Annotated in this window: 16 protein-coding genes; 10 read left to right on the top strand and 6 right to left on the bottom strand. The window is 72.2% G+C overall.

Features of this window, described 5'->3' with window-relative positions; genetic code table 11:
- Positions 1-760: 760 nt before the first annotated feature.
- The 3 genes from NAG42_RS34910 to NAG42_RS34900 all read left to right on the top strand — a co-directional run bounded on the left by NAG42_RS34910 (position 761) and on the right by NAG42_RS34900 (position 2,031).
- The gene (locus tag NAG42_RS34910) at positions 761-1,048 is read left to right on the top strand and encodes a hypothetical protein (protein WP_250036303.1); all 288 of its coding nucleotides are present in this window, start codon (positions 761-763) and stop codon (positions 1,046-1,048) included.
- Positions 1,049-1,213: 165 nt separating this feature from the next.
- Entirely contained in the window at positions 1,214-1,732 is a 519-nt protein-coding gene (locus NAG42_RS34905; protein ID WP_250036302.1) for a nucleoside/nucleotide kinase family protein, read from the top strand.
- Complete coding sequence (locus tag NAG42_RS34900) at positions 1,729-2,031, top strand: GNAT family N-acetyltransferase (RefSeq protein WP_250036301.1); 303 nt, start codon at positions 1,729-1,731, stop codon at positions 2,029-2,031. The genes NAG42_RS34905 and NAG42_RS34900 overlap by 4 nt, the downstream gene beginning before the upstream one ends.
- A gap of 10 nt (positions 2,032-2,041) precedes the next feature.
- Here the strand turns inward: NAG42_RS34900 and NAG42_RS34895 are convergent, their stop codons facing one another.
- The 5 genes from NAG42_RS34895 to NAG42_RS34875 form a co-directional block, all read right to left on the bottom strand.
- Complete coding sequence (locus NAG42_RS34895) at positions 2,042-2,752, bottom strand: DUF427 domain-containing protein (RefSeq protein WP_250036300.1); 711 nt, start codon at positions 2,750-2,752, stop codon at positions 2,042-2,044.
- Positions 2,753-2,799: 47 nt separating this feature from the next.
- Positions 2,800-3,477 carry an SGNH/GDSL hydrolase family protein gene (locus tag NAG42_RS34890; protein ID WP_250036299.1) on the bottom strand — a complete coding sequence of 226 codons (678 nt, stop codon included), beginning with the start codon at positions 3,475-3,477 and terminating at the stop codon, positions 2,800-2,802.
- Positions 3,474-4,436 carry an alpha/beta hydrolase gene (locus NAG42_RS34885; protein ID WP_250036298.1) on the bottom strand — a complete coding sequence of 321 codons (963 nt, stop codon included), beginning with the start codon at positions 4,434-4,436 and terminating at the stop codon, positions 3,474-3,476. The genes NAG42_RS34890 and NAG42_RS34885 overlap by 4 nt, the downstream gene beginning before the upstream one ends.
- On the bottom strand, positions 4,433-5,176 hold the full coding sequence (locus NAG42_RS34880; RefSeq protein WP_250036297.1) for a hypothetical protein: 744 nt from the start codon (positions 5,174-5,176) through the stop codon (positions 4,433-4,435). The genes NAG42_RS34885 and NAG42_RS34880 overlap by 4 nt, the downstream gene beginning before the upstream one ends.
- Positions 5,177-5,292: 116 nt before the next feature.
- A complete protein-coding gene (locus NAG42_RS34875; protein ID WP_250036296.1) occupies positions 5,293-5,859 on the bottom strand; it encodes a TetR/AcrR family transcriptional regulator in 567 nt (188 codons plus the stop codon).
- A gap of 48 nt (positions 5,860-5,907) precedes the next feature.
- On the opposite strand from NAG42_RS34875, the gene NAG42_RS34870 reads away from it, so the two are divergent.
- On the top strand, positions 5,908-6,483 hold the full coding sequence (locus NAG42_RS34870) for a dihydrofolate reductase family protein (RefSeq protein ID WP_250036295.1): 576 nt from the start codon (positions 5,908-5,910) through the stop codon (positions 6,481-6,483).
- Here NAG42_RS34870 and NAG42_RS34865 read toward each other — a convergent pair.
- Positions 6,471-7,637 (bottom strand): erythromycin esterase family protein, encoded by a 1,167-nt coding sequence (locus tag NAG42_RS34865; RefSeq protein ID WP_250036294.1) that lies wholly within the window; start codon positions 7,635-7,637, stop codon positions 6,471-6,473. The two genes, NAG42_RS34870 and NAG42_RS34865, sit on opposite strands and share 13 nt — an antisense overlap.
- 79 nt (positions 7,638-7,716) lie before the next feature.
- On the opposite strand from NAG42_RS34865, the gene NAG42_RS34860 reads away from it, so the two are divergent.
- From NAG42_RS34860 to NAG42_RS34835, 6 genes are all read left to right on the top strand, one after another.
- Positions 7,717-8,385 carry a MerR family transcriptional regulator gene (locus NAG42_RS34860; RefSeq protein WP_250036293.1) on the top strand — a complete coding sequence of 223 codons (669 nt, stop codon included), beginning with the start codon at positions 7,717-7,719 and terminating at the stop codon, positions 8,383-8,385.
- Positions 8,386-8,632: 247 nt separating this feature from the next.
- Positions 8,633-9,814, top strand: a complete 1,182-nt coding sequence (locus NAG42_RS34855; protein WP_250036292.1) for a helix-turn-helix domain-containing protein — start codon at positions 8,633-8,635, stop codon at positions 9,812-9,814.
- Positions 9,815-10,076: 262 nt separating this feature from the next.
- Entirely contained in the window at positions 10,077-10,910 is an 834-nt protein-coding gene (locus tag NAG42_RS34850) for a hypothetical protein (protein WP_250036291.1), read from the top strand.
- On the top strand, positions 10,910-12,889 hold the full coding sequence (locus NAG42_RS34845) for a CHAT domain-containing protein (RefSeq protein ID WP_250036290.1): 1,980 nt from the start codon (positions 10,910-10,912) through the stop codon (positions 12,887-12,889). Before NAG42_RS34850 ends, NAG42_RS34845 begins: the two co-directional genes overlap by 1 nt.
- Complete coding sequence (locus NAG42_RS34840; protein ID WP_250036289.1) at positions 12,886-17,829, top strand: hypothetical protein; 4,944 nt, start codon at positions 12,886-12,888, stop codon at positions 17,827-17,829. Before NAG42_RS34845 ends, NAG42_RS34840 begins: the two co-directional genes overlap by 4 nt.
- The gene (locus tag NAG42_RS34835) at positions 17,826-19,097 is read left to right on the top strand and encodes a hypothetical protein (RefSeq protein ID WP_250036288.1); all 1,272 of its coding nucleotides are present in this window, start codon (positions 17,826-17,828) and stop codon (positions 19,095-19,097) included. The genes NAG42_RS34840 and NAG42_RS34835 overlap by 4 nt, the downstream gene beginning before the upstream one ends.
- Positions 19,098-19,107: the final 10 nt, after the last annotated feature.

Here is a 19,107-nt window from a genome sequence, read left to right as displayed (position 1 = left end):
GCCACAACCAATACCGCGTGAAAAAACCCCACGACACACCCAGCATCCGCCACGACAAACCAGCCACGATCCGGCTACGCACCTTCACCCAGGCCACAACAAGATCAACTTAAGCTACGCGGCATTGGGGCTCGGGGTGTCAAACGGTGGGGCTGTTCGACACCCCGAGCCCGGCCCGGCCGAGCGAAGCTTGCGCGACGGGATACCGCAACAGCCACCCGCACACCCCGCCGCGTAAAGGTCAAGATCAAGGACGCCAACCACGCGACAATCGGACTGAGAAAACACCAGAAGACAACGAACGTAAACAAACAGTGTTGACGCAGGTCAGACCGCCTGCCCCGACCGCAGTACGAGGTCGGGCCGCATCCATGATTGATTCGAGATGTACTACAACGTCTGACCCAGACCAGCGGTACGACTCGCTGAGCTGTTTCAGGGCGCAACGCACGAGACGGCGGTCATGGTCGGTTCACAGCCGACGTGGCCGCCGTTTCGCGTACGCCCAGCGCCCCGTCGGCGAGTGACCACGTCCGGTCGAGCCCGTCGGGCCACTCATATGCGTACTCATCGCCGTCTGCGCCACGAAACAGCGCCGCTGGACGCCGGGCCGGACGACGAGGATCGGTGTCGGCGGAAAAGACAACATGTCGCTACCGTTCAGCGCCACCAGGTGCAACCCCGCCATGGTCGGATGTGACTCATGAACGAGCCCGTTCCGCGCCGGCCGAGCACACGACGCGGTTGTCTGGCTTTCTGGGTGTTCGTCGCCCTGCTGGCCGTGGGGATCGTGGCGGTGGTCAAGCTGTGGCCCGAGTCGCTCAAGGAACGACAGGACGCGGCTGTTGACCTCTGCAAGACCGAGGTCGAGGCGGTAGAACCGACACCGTGGCGGAAGCAGTGGCAGGAGTCGTCGTTCCAGGTCGACGGCGACAAGGTGATTGCGGTGTCGGGCAAGTTCGCCACGAAGGACGCCGGTTTCCGCCAGTTCAGCTGCGAAGTGGAGGATGGCAAGGTCACCGGCTCACAGATCGAGCCGGGCAGATAGGGCGATTCACTCTCAGCTGAGCCGAGGCTCCGGATCAACCTCTCGGCCGCCCTGGGTTCGACCACCGAGGCCTGGGCGTGAGCCGTCTGGCAACGCGCCGGTCAGTGCAACCGACCCACCAGCAACGGTCTACGACAGCTCAGCCGAGGTCGCTACTGTCGGGCGGTGATCAAGGCACTGCTCATCACCGGGACGGTGGGCGCCGGCAAGACCTCAGCCGCTGAGGCCGTCGGGGATCTGCTGACCGCGCGCGAAATTCCGAACGCCGTGATCGACGTCGACTGGCTGCGACGATGCTGGCCGTCACCGCCCGGCGATCCATTCCACGGTGCCCTCACGCTGCGCAACCTGCGCGCGGTCACTCGGAACTTCGTCGAGGCGGGCGCCGAGCGGATCGTCCTGGCCGGCGTGATCGAGAGCAGGGCCGAGAGGCACGCGTACGAGGACGCGCTGGGCCGGCCGCTGTCGGTCTGCCGCCTGCGGGTGGCCCTGCCCGCTGTCCACGACCGCCTGCGCCGCCGCCACGCCGGCGAACCCGCGGCGCTGGCCTGGCACCTCGGCCGGTCCGGCGAGCTGGAGCGGATCCTGGCCGCGGCCGCCGTCGAGGACACCGTCGTCGACGTGACGACCGAGACAGTTCCGCAGGTGGCGGCGCTGGTAGTCCGTGGTTGGATGGGGCCGTGACGATTGCGGTTACCGACGTGCCGGAGAAGGATCGCTTCGAGGCTCGCGACGACGACGGGACACTGGCCGGCGTGATCACCTATCAGGTGACCGGCAATGTCATCGCCTACACGCACACCAAGGTCGAGCCCGACCACGAGGGCCACGGCGTGGGCGATCTGCTGGCCCGCACGGCCATGGACGACGCGCAGGCCAAGGGGCGGGTGGTCGTGCCGATCTGCCCGTTCCTCAGCTCGTGGCTCGAGAAGCACAAGGAGTACGACAAGATCGTGGCCCGCTCCCACCGGCGCGTGAAGTGACCGCGTCACCTCAGGAGAACGGGGTGACCGGCCGGTCCTGAGGCACGCCGTCGAGCACGATGTCGACCCGCTCGTCGTAGAAGCAGACCAGGTCGCGGATCTTGGGGATCTCGGGGATCGGGTCGGGATAGCTCCACGCCGCGTCGGCCAGCCCCGGATGCGACCAATAACGGGCCACCCCCTTGTACGGGCATCGCGTCACCGTCTCGCTCGCGGTCAGCCGGTCGCTGCGCACGTCGGCGAACGGCAGGTAGTAGCGTGTCGGCAGGTGGGTCTCGAACAGCAGCACCGGGCGGATGCTGTCGGCCACCTCCTCGCCGTCGATGAGCACCTGGACGCGGCGCGAGCTGTGCAGGGTGTCGACCCGGTGACGCGGCGAGCGGGCATGGACGAAGATCTGCTCGTCCTCCTCGTACCAGTCGAGCGTCTCCCAGGAGAACGTGACGTGCCCCTGCAGCCGCTCGAACCGGTCGTCGGCCCAGGCCGCGTCCTCGGCCCGGCGGCCGCCGGCGACCACCGACCAGCGGCCCCCGGTGGCGTCGGCGAGGACTCCGGGGCGGACATCCTCGTACGGGAAGAAGTAGGTCGGGAAGCCGTGCTCGCTGATCTCGTCGAGAAGCACGGCGCGCTCGCTGTCGGCGACGACGGCCGGGCCCAGCCGCACCCGGATGCGGCGCGGTGTCGGCTCGACGGTGGTCTCGGGAGGCCGGAACTCATACATGACTCCGGGATACACCCGCGGGCCGCTCGGCCCAAGATGGCGTACGACTACGGCCGCAGCGGCGGAAGGAGTGCTGCTATCGCCGCCTGCCCGGCCGCGTCGGGGTGGTCGCCGTCCGGGGCCAGCAGCCCGGTCGGGTCGTGCGCGCCGTCGTCACCGTGGAAGGCCGCCTCGGTCGGCACGAAAGTCGCGCCCGTCCGGGTGGCGGCGGCCTGGAGAGCACGGTTGACGAGGCCGGGCGCCCGGGCCGCGTCGCGCACGCCGTCGGATCCGTATCGCGCGGCGCCGACCTGCCCGTCCTGGACGACGTTCCAGTAGCCGAGCACGACCACCGGGACCTTGTGCAGTTGCTCGATCCGCGTCACCGTGGCGGCCACGTCGTCCCCGACCCCGTCGGCCACCCCGGCGTATCGGCCGGGCTCGCCGAAGACGGCGGCCACGTCGTTGGCGCCGATCATGATGACCACTTCGGCCGCCGCGGACAGTTCGGCGCGCTCGCCGGGCACAGCGTCGCGGACGTCGGCGGCGGTGGCGCCGGACTCGGCCAGGTCGACGTCGGTGGCGTGCTGAGCCCGGGCGTAGAGGGCCGGGAACGGGGCGCACCCGCAGGCCGCGCCGGCCGCCACCGAATCGCCGAGAGTGACCACTGTGGGCTGCGCCGACGGGGGTGTGGCGGCACAGCCGCTCAGCAGTAGCGCCACGAGCAGGGCGGCCGGGCGTTTCATGGGAGAGGCCGGGCGAGATGGGCCGACAGCCAGTCGAAGGCCGGTGCCTCCATCTGCCGCCACACCGCGCTGCTGTGGCCGCCGTGCGCCACCAGCGCCGTGGTCAGCGCGAGGGGACGGTGGACGGCGGCGGCCAGCCGGCGCGAATCCCGGGCCGACTCGATGTCGTCGCCGGCCCAGCCCAGCCAGAGCGCGATTGCCGGCTGCGGCAGATGACGCAGGCGCCAGCCGGGGTTGTTCGTCGTGTTCTGGGAGCCGTCGCCGACGTCGATGCCGGGCTCGGCATAGCCGGACAGGCTCGCGGCGGCCGCGTACTGACGGGGGTGGCGCAGTGCGAGGTTGATCGCGCAGAACGCACCGGCCGAATACCCGGTCAGACCCCAGCCGGCCCGGTCGGTGCGCACGCGATAGTGGGTGCGGGCGAAGGCCGGCACGTCGGCCGTGAGGAAGGTTTCGGCCTGTGGGCCGTCGTGCAGGTTGGTGCACTCGGTGTCGAGCAGGCGTTCCGGCGTCTGATAGGGCAGGAGCACGATCGCCGGCGCCATCCGGCCGGCCGCGATCTCACGGTCCAGGGTGGACTGGACGTTCAGCTTGCGCAGCCAGGTCAGGGGTGTGCCCGGATAACCGTGCAGCGCTTCGATCACCGGGAAGCGGCCGGTGCCGGTGCGGTAGGCGGCCGGCAGATAGACGTACATCGGCAGGGTGAGCCGGCTCGCCGGGCCGGCGACCGTGACGGTGAGCAGGCGGCTGCCCGTCGGGCCGGCGGCCGCGGTCACGGCGACGGCACCGGTGGGATAGGCCTCGGTCAGCCGGTTGACCTGAACCGCCACGGCAGCGACGACGCTGAGGAGCGACAGGACGACCAGCGCGGAGCGGCCGAGGGCGCGCGCTCTGCTCCAGCCGAGAGCGAGCACCGCCGCGGTCACCAGCACGGCGGCGAGCGACAGGACGGTGCTCATGACGCCACCACTCTCGACGGCAGGCGGAGCGGCGCCGCGAGAGCCGGCGGCAGGGCCGTGACCGGCTGGTCGAGCACGGCGAGCCCGGCCGGCGCCGCGGCCACGAAGGCGGCCGCGAGCGGCTCGTCACCCACGACGTCCCAGCCCGCAGTGGTGGTGACGCGCAGGTCATGGCCGAGGGCGGCGGGCAGGTCTCGCAATGCGGAAGCGGTGGTGGTCGCGGTGGGCGCGATGGTCACGGTCACCGCGTCCGGCGTACGGCGGGAACCGGCACCGCGGTCGCCGGGGCCGGCATCGCGGTCGCCGGGGCCGGCATCGCGGTCGCCGGGGCCGGTGAGGTCGAGCACCACCGGAAAGGCGTCGCCGGGCCGTTCGCGGTAGTCGTGCGGCAGCCACACCGTGGGCGGCCCGGCGAGATGCCACGCCGCGAGGGCCGGCGGCCGCCAGATCAGCGGCCCGGCGTGCACCCGGTCGTCGAGCCGGCCCGCGGGCCGGCGCTCGGCGATCGCGATCGTGCCGGTGTCGCCCCGCAGTGCCTGCCACGACGGATAGAACTGCTCGTGCCGATTGACGCCGAGCGCCGCGGTGAGCACGGTGAGGACCTCGACCAGCAGCACCGCGACCGTGCGGACGGCCGGGCGCAACCGGCCGCCGCGCCGCCACACCCAGCCGGTGGCCACGCCGGCGGCGCCGGTCGCGGTCGCCATCAGCAGGATCAGCGGTATGCCGGTGAGGGCCATGGCGTCATCGTCTATGCGGCGGCTGTGAGCTCTCTGGGGAATCAGCTGTGTACTAGCTCCATGCCGCCTGACCTGCGGTGCGGCCAATGTGTCGCTCGTCGCGTGTCATTCCCGTCTCACCCGACGAGCCGGTCGACGAAGGCGGTGAGGGCCTGGTCGGGGGTCACGCCGGCGTCGATCGACGTGGTCAGCATGTCGAGGAGCAGGCCGTCCATCGCGTAGTGGAGCAGGGCGATCTCTAGGGCACCGCCGGGCAGGCCGGTGGTCCGGTGGAAGGCGACGTCGTCGCGGTAGCCGGTGCGCAGCGTCGCGCCGAGGATCTCCGCCAGACCGGGGCGGCGGGCCGCCTCCAGCCGCAACTCGATGAGCGCCCGGGTCAGCTCGGGGTGGGCCGTGGTGCGCTCGAGGATGTAACGCAGATAGTCGACGAACAACTCGCGGCTCGGCGGACGGCCGGACAGTCGCTCGACGACGGCCGGGTCGGGCGCGAAGCGTTCGATGATCCGCTCGCCGAGCGCGCCGAGCAGGGCGTCGCGGGAGCGGAAGTAGTTGGACGCCGTGCCGATCGGCAGGCCGGCCTCGGTGTCGACCGCGCGGTGGGTGAGCCCGCGGGCGCCCGACTCGGCCAGGACGCGCAGGCCGGCGTCGGCCAGCAGGCGGCGGCGCTCCAGGTTTTTGACCACATCGGAAAGGCTAGCACCAACCACTACAGCTGTTGTAGTTTGGGCGCCATGCGAAAGCTCATCTACTACGTGGCCACCACCGTCGACGGGTTCATCGCCGCGCCGGACGGCGACTTCGCGTTCTTCGGCCCGTTCCAGGAGGAACTGAACGCGTACATCACCGCGCGCTATCCCGAGACGCTGCCGACGGCGCTGCGCGAGCAGTTCGGCATCACCGCGCCCAACCAGGTCTTCGACACCGTCGTGATGGGTCGCGGCACCTACGAGCCGGCGCTGAAGGCCGGGATCACCAGTCCTTACGGGCACCTGAAGCAGTTCGTCTTCTCCCGTACGGTCGACCCGGCCACCGACCCGGCGGTGACGATCGTGACCGAGGAGCCCATCGGCTACCTGCGCGAGCTCAAGCAGCAGGCGGGCCAGGACATCTGGCTCTGTGGCGGCGGGGCGTTCGCGGGCGCCGTGCGTTCCGAGATCGACGAGTACGTCATCAAGCTCAACCCGGTTGTGGCCGGCGACGGCATCCCGCTGACCGCCGGCCCGTTCGACCCCCGGCGCCTGACCCTGATCGACACCACGCCGGTCGGCTCAACCGGCGTGGTCGTGCTGCGCTATCAGGCTGCTTGAGGGGCGTGGCGCTCACCCTTGACGAAGACCAGGCCGTCGAGGGCGGCGACGTGGGCCGGATCGAGTGGGGCGTAGCCGTACCAGGGTGACACTCGCGGAACGGGTTTCGCGTCGCCGATGAGGGTGGCCACCTGGTCCGGATCCATCACGAGGTGGTCCTCCGGAAGGGCGTACAGGAGGCCTTCGAGAGTGTCCGGTGGGGGCACGTCGACGCCGTGCTGAGGGATGGTGCCGAGGGCTGTGGCCAGGAAGGCGTACTGGTCGTGGAGCCGGGCGCTGACCACGGCGCCGGCGCTCCACCACTGCAGGTCGTGGTCGCCCAGCCGCATGCTGCTCCGGTCGCGCTGCAGGTGTCCATTGTGGGCGTTGACCAGAGTCGGGCCGCGGTCGGCCAGGGCCAGCAGGTTGGCGGCCATCATCGCGTCGCGGACGCCGAGGAGCCAGGACAGGCGGCCGGGGGACGTGTCGGCCATCCAGTAGTGGTAGCGCAGCAGGCCGGTGGCGGTCCGGCCGTACAGCCGGGCCTGCTCCCGGTCGTCGCGCGGATCCTGCATCTCGAGCAGGGCCACCAGGTCGTCGGCCAGCAGCCGGAGCTCCCGGGCCTCGGGGGTGCGCCCGATCGACTGCGACGGGTCCATCGCGGCGGCCGGGTTGGTCCAGCGGTCATCGGAGCCGAGGAGACGGTCGAGTGTCTCCGCGGTGCAGGGCAACAGGTCGCCGGGGACTCGGGCGCTCAGGTCGGCGTGCAGGGCCATGAGGGCCTGGCGGGGACTGGCGGCGCTGGTGATCTCGAGCGGGCCGTCGAAACCGGCGAAGCGCACTTGCTCGGACGGAGGCCGGCCGTCGTTGTGGGCGCGCATCCACCGTACGAGATCGCGGTTGCCGGTGAAAGCGCCCCACTCATGGCTGAAGCCGCGCGTCATCACCTCGTCAAGAGTGCCGGCGCCGCCCGTGACGTAGTCGTCCACGATGAGGCCCATCAGGCAGTCGCTCTCGATCGCGATCGTCCGGTAGCCCCCGTGCTCGGCGAGGTGGCGGAACAGCTGGTTGCGCACCTGGAGCAGAGAGTCCTCGCCGTGGGTGGGCTCACCGAGAGCCAGCAGCCGCGGCCGCACCGGGAACAGCCGCATCACGTCTTCGACAGCAGTATTCATGCCTCTGAACTGTATCGTTGAACCAACGGTTGAGACTTTTTGGCGATGATGGCGTTCAGTGAGCGAAAAGCTTCAAAGCATGAGACCGGTCGACCTGGCGCGCAGGCACGGTCTGTCGACGCAGGCGGTCAGAAACTACGAGGCGGGCGGGATCCTTCCGCCCGCGGAACGCACCGAGTACGGCTACCGCACCTACACGCCACGGCACGCGCTGGCCCTGCACACGTTCCTGGCCCTCACGCCCGGGCACGGCCACCGGACGGCGGCGCAGATCATGCAGGCGGTCAACCGGGACGCGACCGACGAGGCGCTCCGGCTGATCGACGAGAGCCACGCCCAGCTCCTCGACGACCGCCGCACCCTGCGGGCCGTGGAGGCCGCGCTGCGAGGTTTGAGCCCGCTCCCACCGGAGCGCGGTGACACGTTCGTCGGCCCGCTGGCCCGGCGCCTCGGCCTCGGCCCGGCCACGCTGCGCAAATGGGAACGGGCCGGCCTGGTCCACCCGCGCCGCGACCCGCAGACGGGCTATCGCGTCTACGCCCCGGCCGACGTGCGCGACGCCCAGCTGGTGCACCAGCTCCGTCGAGGCGGCTACCGCCTGAACCAGATCGCCCCGCTGCTCACCCAGGTCCGCACGGCCGGCGGAGTCGCCCCCGTCGAGTCGATGCTCCACGACTGGCACACCCGCCTGTCGTCCCGAGCCCGAGCCATGCTCGCCGGCGCCGCCGCCCTGGACGCGTACACCTAGCCCGTCATCCCCGGCCGGAAGGCGAAGCCCGCCCACCGGCTGCTGTCGGTCAGACCACTGCGATATATCACGGGCGGCGGGCCGTCCATCGCCGCACTTTGCCGGCGGTCCACCTGCGGAGCGTCCCAGTTCGAGTACGCCGAGCTCGAACGCTGGGCAGCCGGCTCATCGCGCTAGCCTCGAATGCGCAGGGTGGCCGGAGAAGAGGTCGGCCGTCTATCCCCTGGCCTCCAGCAGGGAGCACGACATGCCTGTCTCGATCGGTGAGCGTCTCCGTCAGCTACGGAGTGAACGCGGCCTGACGCAGGAAGAACTAGCCGGCCGCGCCTCGGTGAGCGTGGATCTCGTGAAGAAGCTCGAACAGGGCCGGCGTGAATCCGCTCGGCTCAGCTCACTCGCCGCCCTGGCCGACTCCCTCGACGTACCGCTGTCCGAGCTCACCGGCAAAAGGCCACGCTTGGACGGCGGCGGCGACCGCCTCGTTCTCGGCCTGCGCGACGCCCTCCTCACCCCCGACCTCCTGCCCGGGATGGAGGCCGCGCCCGACCAGGAGCCGGCCCCGGCACCGCGGCTGCGGACGTTGCTGCGCGAAGGCTGGCGGGACTATTGGTCCGGCCGGTTCGGAGAACTGGCGCGGCGCACGCCGGGCCTGGTTGCCGAGGCACGGCAGACACAGCGAGCCGGTGTGGACGGCGGCGACATCGTCCTCTCTCAGGCCTACCAGCTCTCGGCCTGCCTGCTGGTGCACCTGGGTCAAGACGATCTGGCCTTGATCGGCGCCGAGCGGGCGGTGACCGCGGCGACGGCCGGCGTCGACGAGCTCCAATGGGGAGCGGCCCACGGCACCTATTCGTGGGTGCTGATGAATCAGGCCCGCAACGAGGACGCTGAGCGGGTCGCCCAACGGGTAGCCGAACGGATCGAGCCACGGCTGAGCGCTGCGACGCCGCAGCAGCTGACTGTGTGGGGCGGCATGGTGCTGTGGGCGATGGCCGCAGCGGCGGCGGCCGGGCGGACTGACGCCACCGACGATTACCTGACCTTGGCCCGCGCCGGCGCCGCCCGAATGGACGGCGACCGTCTCGACTACGCCCTGAACTTCGGGCCTACTCAGGTGGCTATGCAGGACACGTACGCCCAGGTGATGCTGGACCGTCCGGACCGGGCACTGAGCGCTGCGCAGAGAGTGCAGCCCGAGCGGCTGAGACCGATCTCCTACGGCCGGCACCTGCTCGACGTGGCGCAGGCACAGGCAGCCATGCGCCGGGATGGCGACGCGGTCGACACGCTCGTGCGGGCCAAGACCATGGCGCCGGTGTGGTTCCGTCACCAGATCGCGGCGAGGAGCCTGATCGCCGAGGTGGTCGAGCGACGTACCCGGCTGACCGGGCCGATGCGGGATCTGGTCCGGTCACTGGACGAGCACTGACCAGGTAGGACACGGCGTCCCCCTTCACCACCGCCTGACCGGCCAACGGGGTCACCACGTCCCTGTCGACCCGGTAGCGATCGCCGCGGTGCAACGAATCCTCGACCAGGCGAAGAGCGCTTCTTCAGAGCGCCGGCAGGCATCGTGAGCGTCGACGAGGACCGCCCGTTCGTGTCGGGATCACGTCATGTACGGGCGGGCCCTTCCGTCCGGCGTGGACACGGGTGGACGATGATGCCCCGATCCCGCTTGGGGGGCACCCGTGGCTGATTCGTACACGAGCTATCGCACAGCGATGAACGACGCCTGGCGTGGATGGTGGGTCAACTGGCCGCTGTCGCGCCACATCCGTGTCGGTGACGTGTTCGGCACCTCCGACGACACGCTGAGCACGGCCGGCGATCTGGCCGACCGCGGGGTCACGTTCGAGCTGGCCACCGCCGTGCCGCAGGCCGATTTCACGTACGACGCCCAGGGCACCGCCAAGGTCGAGTTCAAGCTCGCGGGCGCCGCCGGGCCGCCCGTCTTCAAGGCCCTGGCCGACGTCGACGCCGGGGCACTGGTCAGCTTCTCCCGCTCCACGTCGGCCCTGGTGCTCTACACCGGGCTCACCCAGCAGGGCATGCGCGACACCCGATCGGTGGCCACCGGTCTCGTCCGTCGCTACTGGAGTGACGACTGGGCCGACGACCTGATCGTGGTCCACGACGTGATCACCGCGACCGGCGCCACCGTCCTCGCCTCGGCCACGACCGACGCCTCGGCCGAGTTGCGGGCGGCGGCCAAGGTGGGCGCCGGCCCGATCACGCTGGCCGACCTGAGCGGCACCGCGGCGCTCGCCCGATCCGACGGGCTGGGGCTGCAGTGGGTGGGCACGCAGGCCACGCCGTTCTTCCGGGTCTTCCGGCTGCACCGCACATGGCTGAGCAACATCAAGGTGAAATATCCGAAACAGGACGTCAAGGGTGCGGCGCCCGAGCCGATTCCGCCGCTGCTGCTCGAGGAGGCGGCCGACGCCCCGGATCAGGTGCTCGAAGAGGTGCCGCCGGGTGAGCAGCCCACCGCCGCGCGGGACGAGGAGGAGGCCGCCCGCTGATGCCGGAGGACATGCCCCTCGACGTGCGGCTGCGCATCGCCGACGACCACCTGGTGACGCTCGTCGTCGCGGGTGCCGGCGAGGCCCGGGCTCCGCTGGGTGACGCCCTGGCGGCGATGGCCGATGACCCGTCGTGGCGGGCGGTGCTCGACCGGCAGGTGCCCAAAGACGTGCGGGAGTCGACCGGCACGGCACTTTTCGAGGGCGCCGTCCGCGGTCCCGTCGCGACCCTGTGGGCCGGTGTCGAGCAGGCCGCCGCGGCCAATCGCCCGGTCCGAGTCCGGCTCGAGATCGAGCCGGCCCCACTGCGGGCGCTGCCCTGGGAGCTGATGCGCAACGGCCGGTGGACGTTCCTGCGACCGCGGTTCACGGCGTGGCGGTCCGACCCGCGGTCGCTGCCCGGCGAGCCCATCGACGGGCCGTTGCGGGTGCTGATCGTCGTCTGCAACCCGGCCGACCGGCAGACCCTGGGCGACGACGAGGTGTCCCGGGTGACCCGGGCGGTCTCCGTCCGGCTGGCCTGCACCCACGTCGAGACGCTGGACGGGCCGGACCGCGACCTGCTGGTCAAGACCATCGGGAGCCTGCGCCCGCACGTCCTGCACTTCATCGGCCACGGCATGCCGCGCATCGCCGGCCACGCCCCGTTCCTCGCCTTCAACTGGGCGACCGACGCGCCGGCCGCGGGCGCGACGCCGTGGGAGCTGGCCAGCGACGAGATCGAGATGCTGCTGCTGCCGTGGACTCCCCGCCTCGTCGTGGTCAACGCGTGCCGCACCGCCACCGATCCCCTCGACCAGGTCGGCGGTCTCGGCGAGGCGTTCCTCTCGGCCGGGGTCGGTGCCGTCGTGTCGATGCAGGCCGATGTCGAGTCACCGGCGGCGGTCCGGTTCTCCTCGGCCCTCTACGGCGGGATCGTCCGGGGGCAGCCGCTCGACCAGGTGATGGTGGAGGCCCGGAGCGAGGTCGCGATGCCGGGCGGCGAGACCGGTGAGTGGGCCACTCCCGTGCTGACCTGCCGCACCGACCCGGCCGAGGTGCTCCGCTTCGAGTTCCAGCGCCCGATGGCGTCGATCGAGGCCCAGTACGCGCATCATCAGTACCTCTGCGGCTTCCTCGATCACGCCGACGTGCGCCGCGACGCCTGGTGGGCCCTCGACCCGCCCTGGGGTGACGCCCGCTCCCTGGTCGTCGTCGGCGGCCGGTCCGAGAACGAGAGCGCCCAGACCGGCAAGACCTGGTTCACCAAGTGGTGCCTGCTGACCTACTACCTGCGCGGCCGCCGGGTCACCTATGTCGACCTCAAGGCCCAGTTGCGCCCGCACCGCTCGGGGCAGACCAAGGACTGGCTGGACACCCTGCGCGCGATCCGGGAGGCCGTCGTCGCCGACAGCCAGCCCGAACCGCTGCCGCCGGCCACCTTCGCCGACTTCAACACCACCCTCAACCGCCTGGTCAACAACGCTCCGGAGGACGAGGGCCCGGACGACCTGTGGCGGCGGTTCGACGACGACCGGCCGCACGCCGAGGACTACCGCGACCAGATCCTGGACGCCTTCCGCACCGCGCTCGGCGAGGCCTGCGCCGACCGGACCCACATCATCGCCCTGGACAACGCGGACAGCATCCTGCCCGAGGCGTTCGACGACGCCATCTATCCCGGCCTGATCCGCCCGATCGCTGCCTCGCCCGGCTCGGCGACCCGGCTCATGGTGGTCGCCTCCTCGGAATGGCTGACCGGGCATCTGCCGCGCGGGGACGACGACAAGGCCCGGTGGTCACCCGTCGTGCAGATCGGCGACTTCGACCGCCGGCAGGCGATGCGCCTGTTCCGCGACTACTGCGGCCGGATCGGGCAGGACTTCGCCGACCTCAACGGCTACTTCGAGATGGGGCTCCGCAAGGACCCGAACGTCTGGGTCACCCGGTTCCAGACGGTGATGATGTCGCTCGGCATCGACGCGGGACAGCGCCGATGACCGACTTCGCCGAGATCCGCCGCCTGCTGGAGGCCGGTCGCTCCCTGGAGGAGATCGCGCGTCTGCGACTGCCCGAGCCCTGGCGGCGCGCCATGCGGGTCTGCGCGGCCGCCGGTGTCTTCGGCCCCGAGCTGTACGAGCAGGTGCTCTCCCGGCACAGCGGCCCCGGCGCGCCCGCACTGGGCGACCTGATCGCCCGCGGCCTGGTGCAGTCGGCCGGCGCGGGCCCGGAGCAGTGGCGGGTGCCCGGCGCCGAGGCCACCGAGTGGATGCTGGACTGGCAGGAGGGCTGGCAGGAGCCGGGGGCCCCGCCGGCCCTGGTCACCCTCGAACGCGACCTGGTCACCTGGCACAGCGAGGCCGGCGATCCCTACGAGCACCTGCGGCACCTGCTGGTGGCCGACTCCGGCGCGGCGCTCGCCCTCTTCGAGGAATTGTTCCGAGCCGCCGACCGGGTCCGTGACTTCGCCGGCGGCCAGGACCTGCTCAACGTGCTGGACGATCCGCATCGGGTCACCTACGCCGGTCCGGCCGTCTCCGCCCGCCGCCTCGACGCCGCCGGATACCTGCGGGCCCGCCTGTTCTGGGCGGTGAGCTACAGCCGCTCCGCCCAGTTCCTGGTGCCCGACGGCCTGCGCGAGCGGGCCGACCGGCTGCTCTCGGCCGAGGGCCCGCGGGTGTGGCAGGTGTTCGCGCCCACCGGCACCGGCAAGACGGTGCAGCTGCAGTGGCTGGTGGCCCGCCGATGCGTACCGGCCGAGTTCGACGTGCCGTGCGCGCGCGTCGACTTCGACCTGATCGACGCGGGCACCGCCGCCCGCCACCCGTGGCTGCTCCTGCTCGAGATCGCCGACCAGTTGGAACGCCGGTGGGCCCGCCGGGTGTTCGAGCGGCTGGACCGGTTCTCGTCGTACCGGAACCTGTTGCAGCAACCCACCTCGGAGCTGGCCCGGACCGCGGCCGAGAGCGTGGAGTCGCAGGGCGTCGACCGGCTCGAGCGGGCCGTGACCGAGGTGTTCGTCCGGCGCTTCAACGCGGCCGCCGGGGACGGCCCGGTGCTGCTGGTGGTCGACACTCTCGAAGAGGTGCTGCTGGGCCACGGCGCCGACGCCCTGCTGCGGAAACTGGCCGAGCTGGTGACCGCGTGCCGCGGGCTGCGGCTCGTCCTGGCCGGCCGGTACGACCTGCGGGAGCGGGCGGGGCCGGCCCTGGCCACCTTCGAGTCGGTCGAGTCGGTCGAGCTGGGCGACTTCACCGCGGAGCAGACCCTGCGCTATCTGCGCGAGATCCGGCGGGTGCCCGACCCCGAGCGGTACGCCGGACCGGTGCAGCGCCGCACCGGCGGGCACCCGTTCATGGTCGCGATGTTCGCCGACATCCTCGAGGAGGAGCCGCGGACCGAGCCGGACGAGTTGCTGCGCTTCCACGACCCGGCCCTGCGCCTGCTCATCGACCGGGTCATCCGGCGGATCCGGGACGGGGACGTGCGGTGGCTCGTGCGGTACGGCGTGGTGCCCCGCCGGTTGCACTACAACGACGTCATCGAGGTGATGTGGCCCTACCTGGTCAGCGGCCGGGAGGGGCCCAGCGACCAGGACGACCCCCGCACCGACGAGCATCACCGGATCGGCGAGGACGACATCTTCCCGTTCGGCACACCGCGCGACAAGGAGCGCCTCAACGAGGCCTGGGACCATCTGCTCACCTACGCGGCGCACCGGTCGTGGGTGTCCGAGCCGGCCCGCGACGGCCGCACGGTCGTGTTCCATCAGAAGGTGCGGGTGCCGATGCGCGAGCTCATCGCGCCGCGGAAGGTGGCCCGGCAGCTGCACCTGGCGTTCCGGGATCGCTTCGACGAGCTGGCCGCGGCGCACCCGGAGGCGCCGGCCCCCTATCTGCGGGAGTCCTTCTACCACCGGGTCCAGCTGGGCGATCCGAACGCGACCGAGTTCTGGCGACGGCATCTCCTGCGGCTGCGGGAGAACGGCGATCTGGACAGCCTGGCCGACCTGGCCGGCGAGGTGCTCGGCGACGACTACCGCGACGAGGACGGTGTGCCGCGCAAGCCTGGAAACGGCCCTCAGCCCGTCCGCTGGGTGACCGTCCTGCAGGCGCTGGTCTGGCTGGCCTACGTGGCGGTGGAGCGGGCCCGGGCCGGCGGCCAGCGGACCTCCGATCCACACTGGAGTGAGGCCGAGGCGCTGCTGGCCCGGGCGCGGGCCGTCCGCGATGCCGGCCAGGTGCCCGGGCCGCGCGGGGGCCTGGAGGTCGCGATGGTGGCGGCGGTGCAGTGCGCGTACGGCGATCCGGCGGGCGCGGCCGAGCTGGTCCGCCGGGCGCTGCCCACCGCCTCAGCCGACTCCCACATCGACCTGCTGCGGGTCTACGGCGACGTGCTCGCCAACCACCGGCCGGGTGACGACTGGGTCCGGGCGGTGCGCGCCTATCAGGACGCGCTCGACCTGGTGGTGCCGAGCCACCGGCCCGATCAGGCCGAGCCGCTGGCCCTGTCGCTGTCCCGGCTCGCCGAGACGACCGGTGACCTCACGACGGCCCTGCGGTGGGCGCGGCACACCCGCAGTGAGACCGCCAAGCTTCGCGAGGCGGAGCTGCTGATCACGATGTTCCGCCCCAGCGCCGCGCTCGACGTGCTGGCCGGCCTGCGGTCCTCCGACGCCGCCGGGACCGTACGCCGGGCCCTGGTCGAAGCCCGGGCTTGCTCGCTGCTCGGCCGGAGCCGGCGAGCCTTGTCCGTCCTCGACACCGCGGCCGAGGTCGCGGCCGGGCTCGAGACCTCCGTCGGCCTGGGCCATCTGGCCCAGCTGCACCAGGCGCGCGGGGTGATCCTCGGAGAGCTTCTCGAGCTCGACGAGGCCGAGAAGCACCTGCTGCGCGCGGCCAGCCTGTGGTCCGAGGTCGGGTTCACCGAGGGGCATCCCGAGTGTGCGTACATCTACTTCCGCTTCCTCGTGCGCGACGTCGGTGACCTCCAGGCCGCGGCCCGGCTGCGCCGGCCCCCGATGGCCGCCGGCGACCGTGTCGCCGCACTGTGGGACGACCTGACGGTCGAGCTCGACCTGGCCGAAACGCCGCCCGCGGTGAGCCTGGACGGCCCACCGCACCAGGTCGCCGCCTCGATCGCGGCCCGGCTCGCCTGGTCCTGGCACGACGCCCGGCACCTCGTCCCCGCTCTGGCCGGCGCGCTGGAGCGGATCGAACCGCCCCGGGCCCGGCTCGGCGTCCTGTCCGAACTGGCTCGCGCGCGGCACGTCTGGCCACCCGATCAGGACGTGACCCGCCTCGACCCCCTGCTGTCCGGGATCGACGAGCGCCTCCAGCCCGACGACGACGCCCTGGCCGATCAGCTTCGAGCCGAGTGGCAGCGGCTGTCCGGACGCCTCGGACCGGCACGGCGCCTCGGGGTCCCGGCGTGGCGCCGGCTGACCAGGGTCGACGATCCCCTCGCGCACTGGCGTGGGTTGCAGGCGATGGACCGGCTCGGGACGATCGGCCAGGTGCCGGTGCCGCTTCCCGGCGGCGACCAGGTGCTGCTGCGAGCGGCGAGCCTGATGCTGCTGGCCACGGAGCGGGATCCGGCCGAGCGCCCCAGCCTGCTCGAGGAGGCCCACCGGCTGTGCGGCGGGATCACCCGGCCGTCCCGGTGGGTCGCCGAGGTCAACCGGTCGGCCGGCCAGCTGACCGGCAACCCCTCGCTGGTGGCGGTGGCCGACGATCTGAGCCTGCGGCTGGGGCTGACCCGGGCCCCCGGGTCGTACGCCGAGATCAGCCTGGCCGAGGGCAGCCCGGCCCTCGGGCTGCACCGGCCCGGCGGCGTACCAGAAAATCTCATCGACCTGCAGTATCAGCTGGTTCAGGACTGGGCCGGCCTGGCCCGCGCGCTGGGCCGGGTGATCGCGGACGGGTGGGCCGGCCCGGGTCCCGTCCGGCTGGAGAGCGACGACCCAGGCCTGCACGCCCTGCCGTGGGAACTGGCCCTGCTGCCGCCGGACCAGCACCACGACCGGCAACCGCACTGGCGTGCGGACGCGTTCCGCGGCATGCCGGGGCCCGAGCACCGGCTCGATCTGAAGTGGCTGCAACGCGGTCTGGTCGCGCACGGCGCCGACATCGAGATCGACGGGGTGATGGGGCCGCACACCGCGGCCGCGCTGGCCGCCATCGGGGCCGGCGCCCGCGTGGACGACCAGCACCTCCACCTCCTCAGCGCCGCCCTGGACCGGCGGACCGCGCCGCGCCCCAAGCCCGTCGTCGTCATCCTGCGACCGGACGGCGCCTCCCGGCACGAGATCAGCTCGCACGACGACTTCGGCTACGACGTGATGGACCACTACGCCCGGTGCGGCCTGCGCTGCCGCGTGGTGCAGGACCTGCGCCAGCTCACGCCGGGCTCCGAGCTGACTCTGCTGCACGTGAGCGCCCGGCTCGACTACCGCGATATCCGGCCGTTCTTCGACTTCTCGGCCACCGCCGACAACGAGCGCCGCTGGGCGGCCAAGGAGCGAGGATCCGATCTGGACCCGCACGACCTGGTGCGGTGGCTGCGCGACTTCCGGCCGGGCACCGAGCCGGTCGTGGTGCTGGATCCGCCGTACCCGGGCTCGCCCTATGACGTGCCGTGGCAACTGACCCTGCGGAACCTTTTCGCGGCCACGGTCTTCGCCGAGGGGGTGGCGCCGGTGGTGATCGCGACCGGGGCGATGCGGGCCGGCGGCGAGTACGTCCAGGCGATCGCCCGCGGCCTCGCCGAGGGGCAGCCGCTGAGCGAGGTGGCGCGCAGCCTCCGCCGCCCGCCGGAGGAGTGGGGTCCGGAGACCGCAAGCCCGGACTGGGGACGGGACGCCGACTCGCTGGCCGGCCGGGCCACCGCGATCTTCGCCGCCCCCTCCGCGGTCCGCAACACCTGGTTCCCGGTCCCATGACCGACGCCCGGCGGGCGGCCGAGATCCAGCACGCCACCGGTAGCCTGCGCGCCGAGTGGGCGTACTGGCGGTCGCAGACGAGCACCAAGGCTTTGGAGAAGCACACCACGCAGATCAGGGCGGTCGCGGGCCTGCTCGACGCGGGCCTCGACGGTGTCGCCGGGCTGTCCGACCCGTACGAACGGGTGCTCGACCTGTTCCACGTCGGTGACTTCTTCCGCGCCAAGATCCTGCTGCGTCTGGTCGAACCGGTGCGGCCGTTCCTCGACGCCGCCGACGAGCTGGCCTGGGCCCTCTACCGCCCGGCTGTGCAGGCCGCGGGCCGGCGCGGTGAGCAGCTCAAGGAACCGCCACTGGTCTTCCTGGACCGCGGGATCGTCCCGTTCGCGGCGGCCCGCGGCAGCAGCTATCGCACCCTGCTGCCGCGCGACATCCGCACCGGTTCGGGGGCGAAAGCGGCGGCGGCGCTGCCGTTCCCGGTGATCGGTGTGCCCTGGTATCTCGCCGGGCACCTGCCCGGCGTGCTGCTGGTGGCGCACGAGGTCGGCCATCACCTCGAGGACGACTGCGAGCTCACCGGTGAGCTGGAGCAGCGGCTCGCCGGCGCCGGCCTCGACGCGGCGCGGGTGCCGGTCTGGGCGCCGTGGCTGGGCGAGGTGTTCGCCGACGTGGCCGGGAGCCTGGCCTGCGGATCGGCGTACGCCCGGGTGCTGGCCGACGCGCTGGCCACCACGCCGGCCGACGGCGCGGGCGGGGAGAGGTATCCGCCGCCGTCGACCCGGGTCGCAGTGTGCCGGGCGGCCGTGCGCGCGGCCGGGCTTCCGGACGACGACCTACCGGCCGGGTTCCCGGACGACCTGCCCGCCAGCGACCCGGCCGGGCTTCCGGGCGACGACGTGCGCGCCGGCGAGGAGGCCGCGGCGGTGGCGACCGCGCTGGTCACCGGCGGATACCGCGGGTTGGGCGGCAAGACGCTGACCGGGCTGCTGACCCACGCCGACACCGCGCGGGTGGCGACCGGCGCCGACCGGCTGACGGCCGGGATGAGCAGCGACCTGCACGACGCCCGGCCGATCCTGGCCGCGGCCGCGCTGTCGTTCCTGCGGGATCCCCGGTCCTTCGACACCCGCCAGGTGCAGTCGCGGGCGGTGGCCGAGGTGCTGGCCATGCGACCCCAGGGGCCCCGCGGGCTCGACCTGGCCGATCAGGGGGCCCGGGCGGCCCGGGACGCCGCGGCCGGGGGCGCCCTGCTTCAGCTCTTCGGGTGACGGGCGAGGC

This window comes from Paractinoplanes maris, assembly GCF_023544465.1.
Taxonomy (GTDB): Bacteria; Actinomycetota; Actinomycetes; order Mycobacteriales; family Micromonosporaceae; genus Actinoplanes; species Actinoplanes maris.
This window is presented reverse-complemented; position numbering and strand designations above follow the sequence as displayed.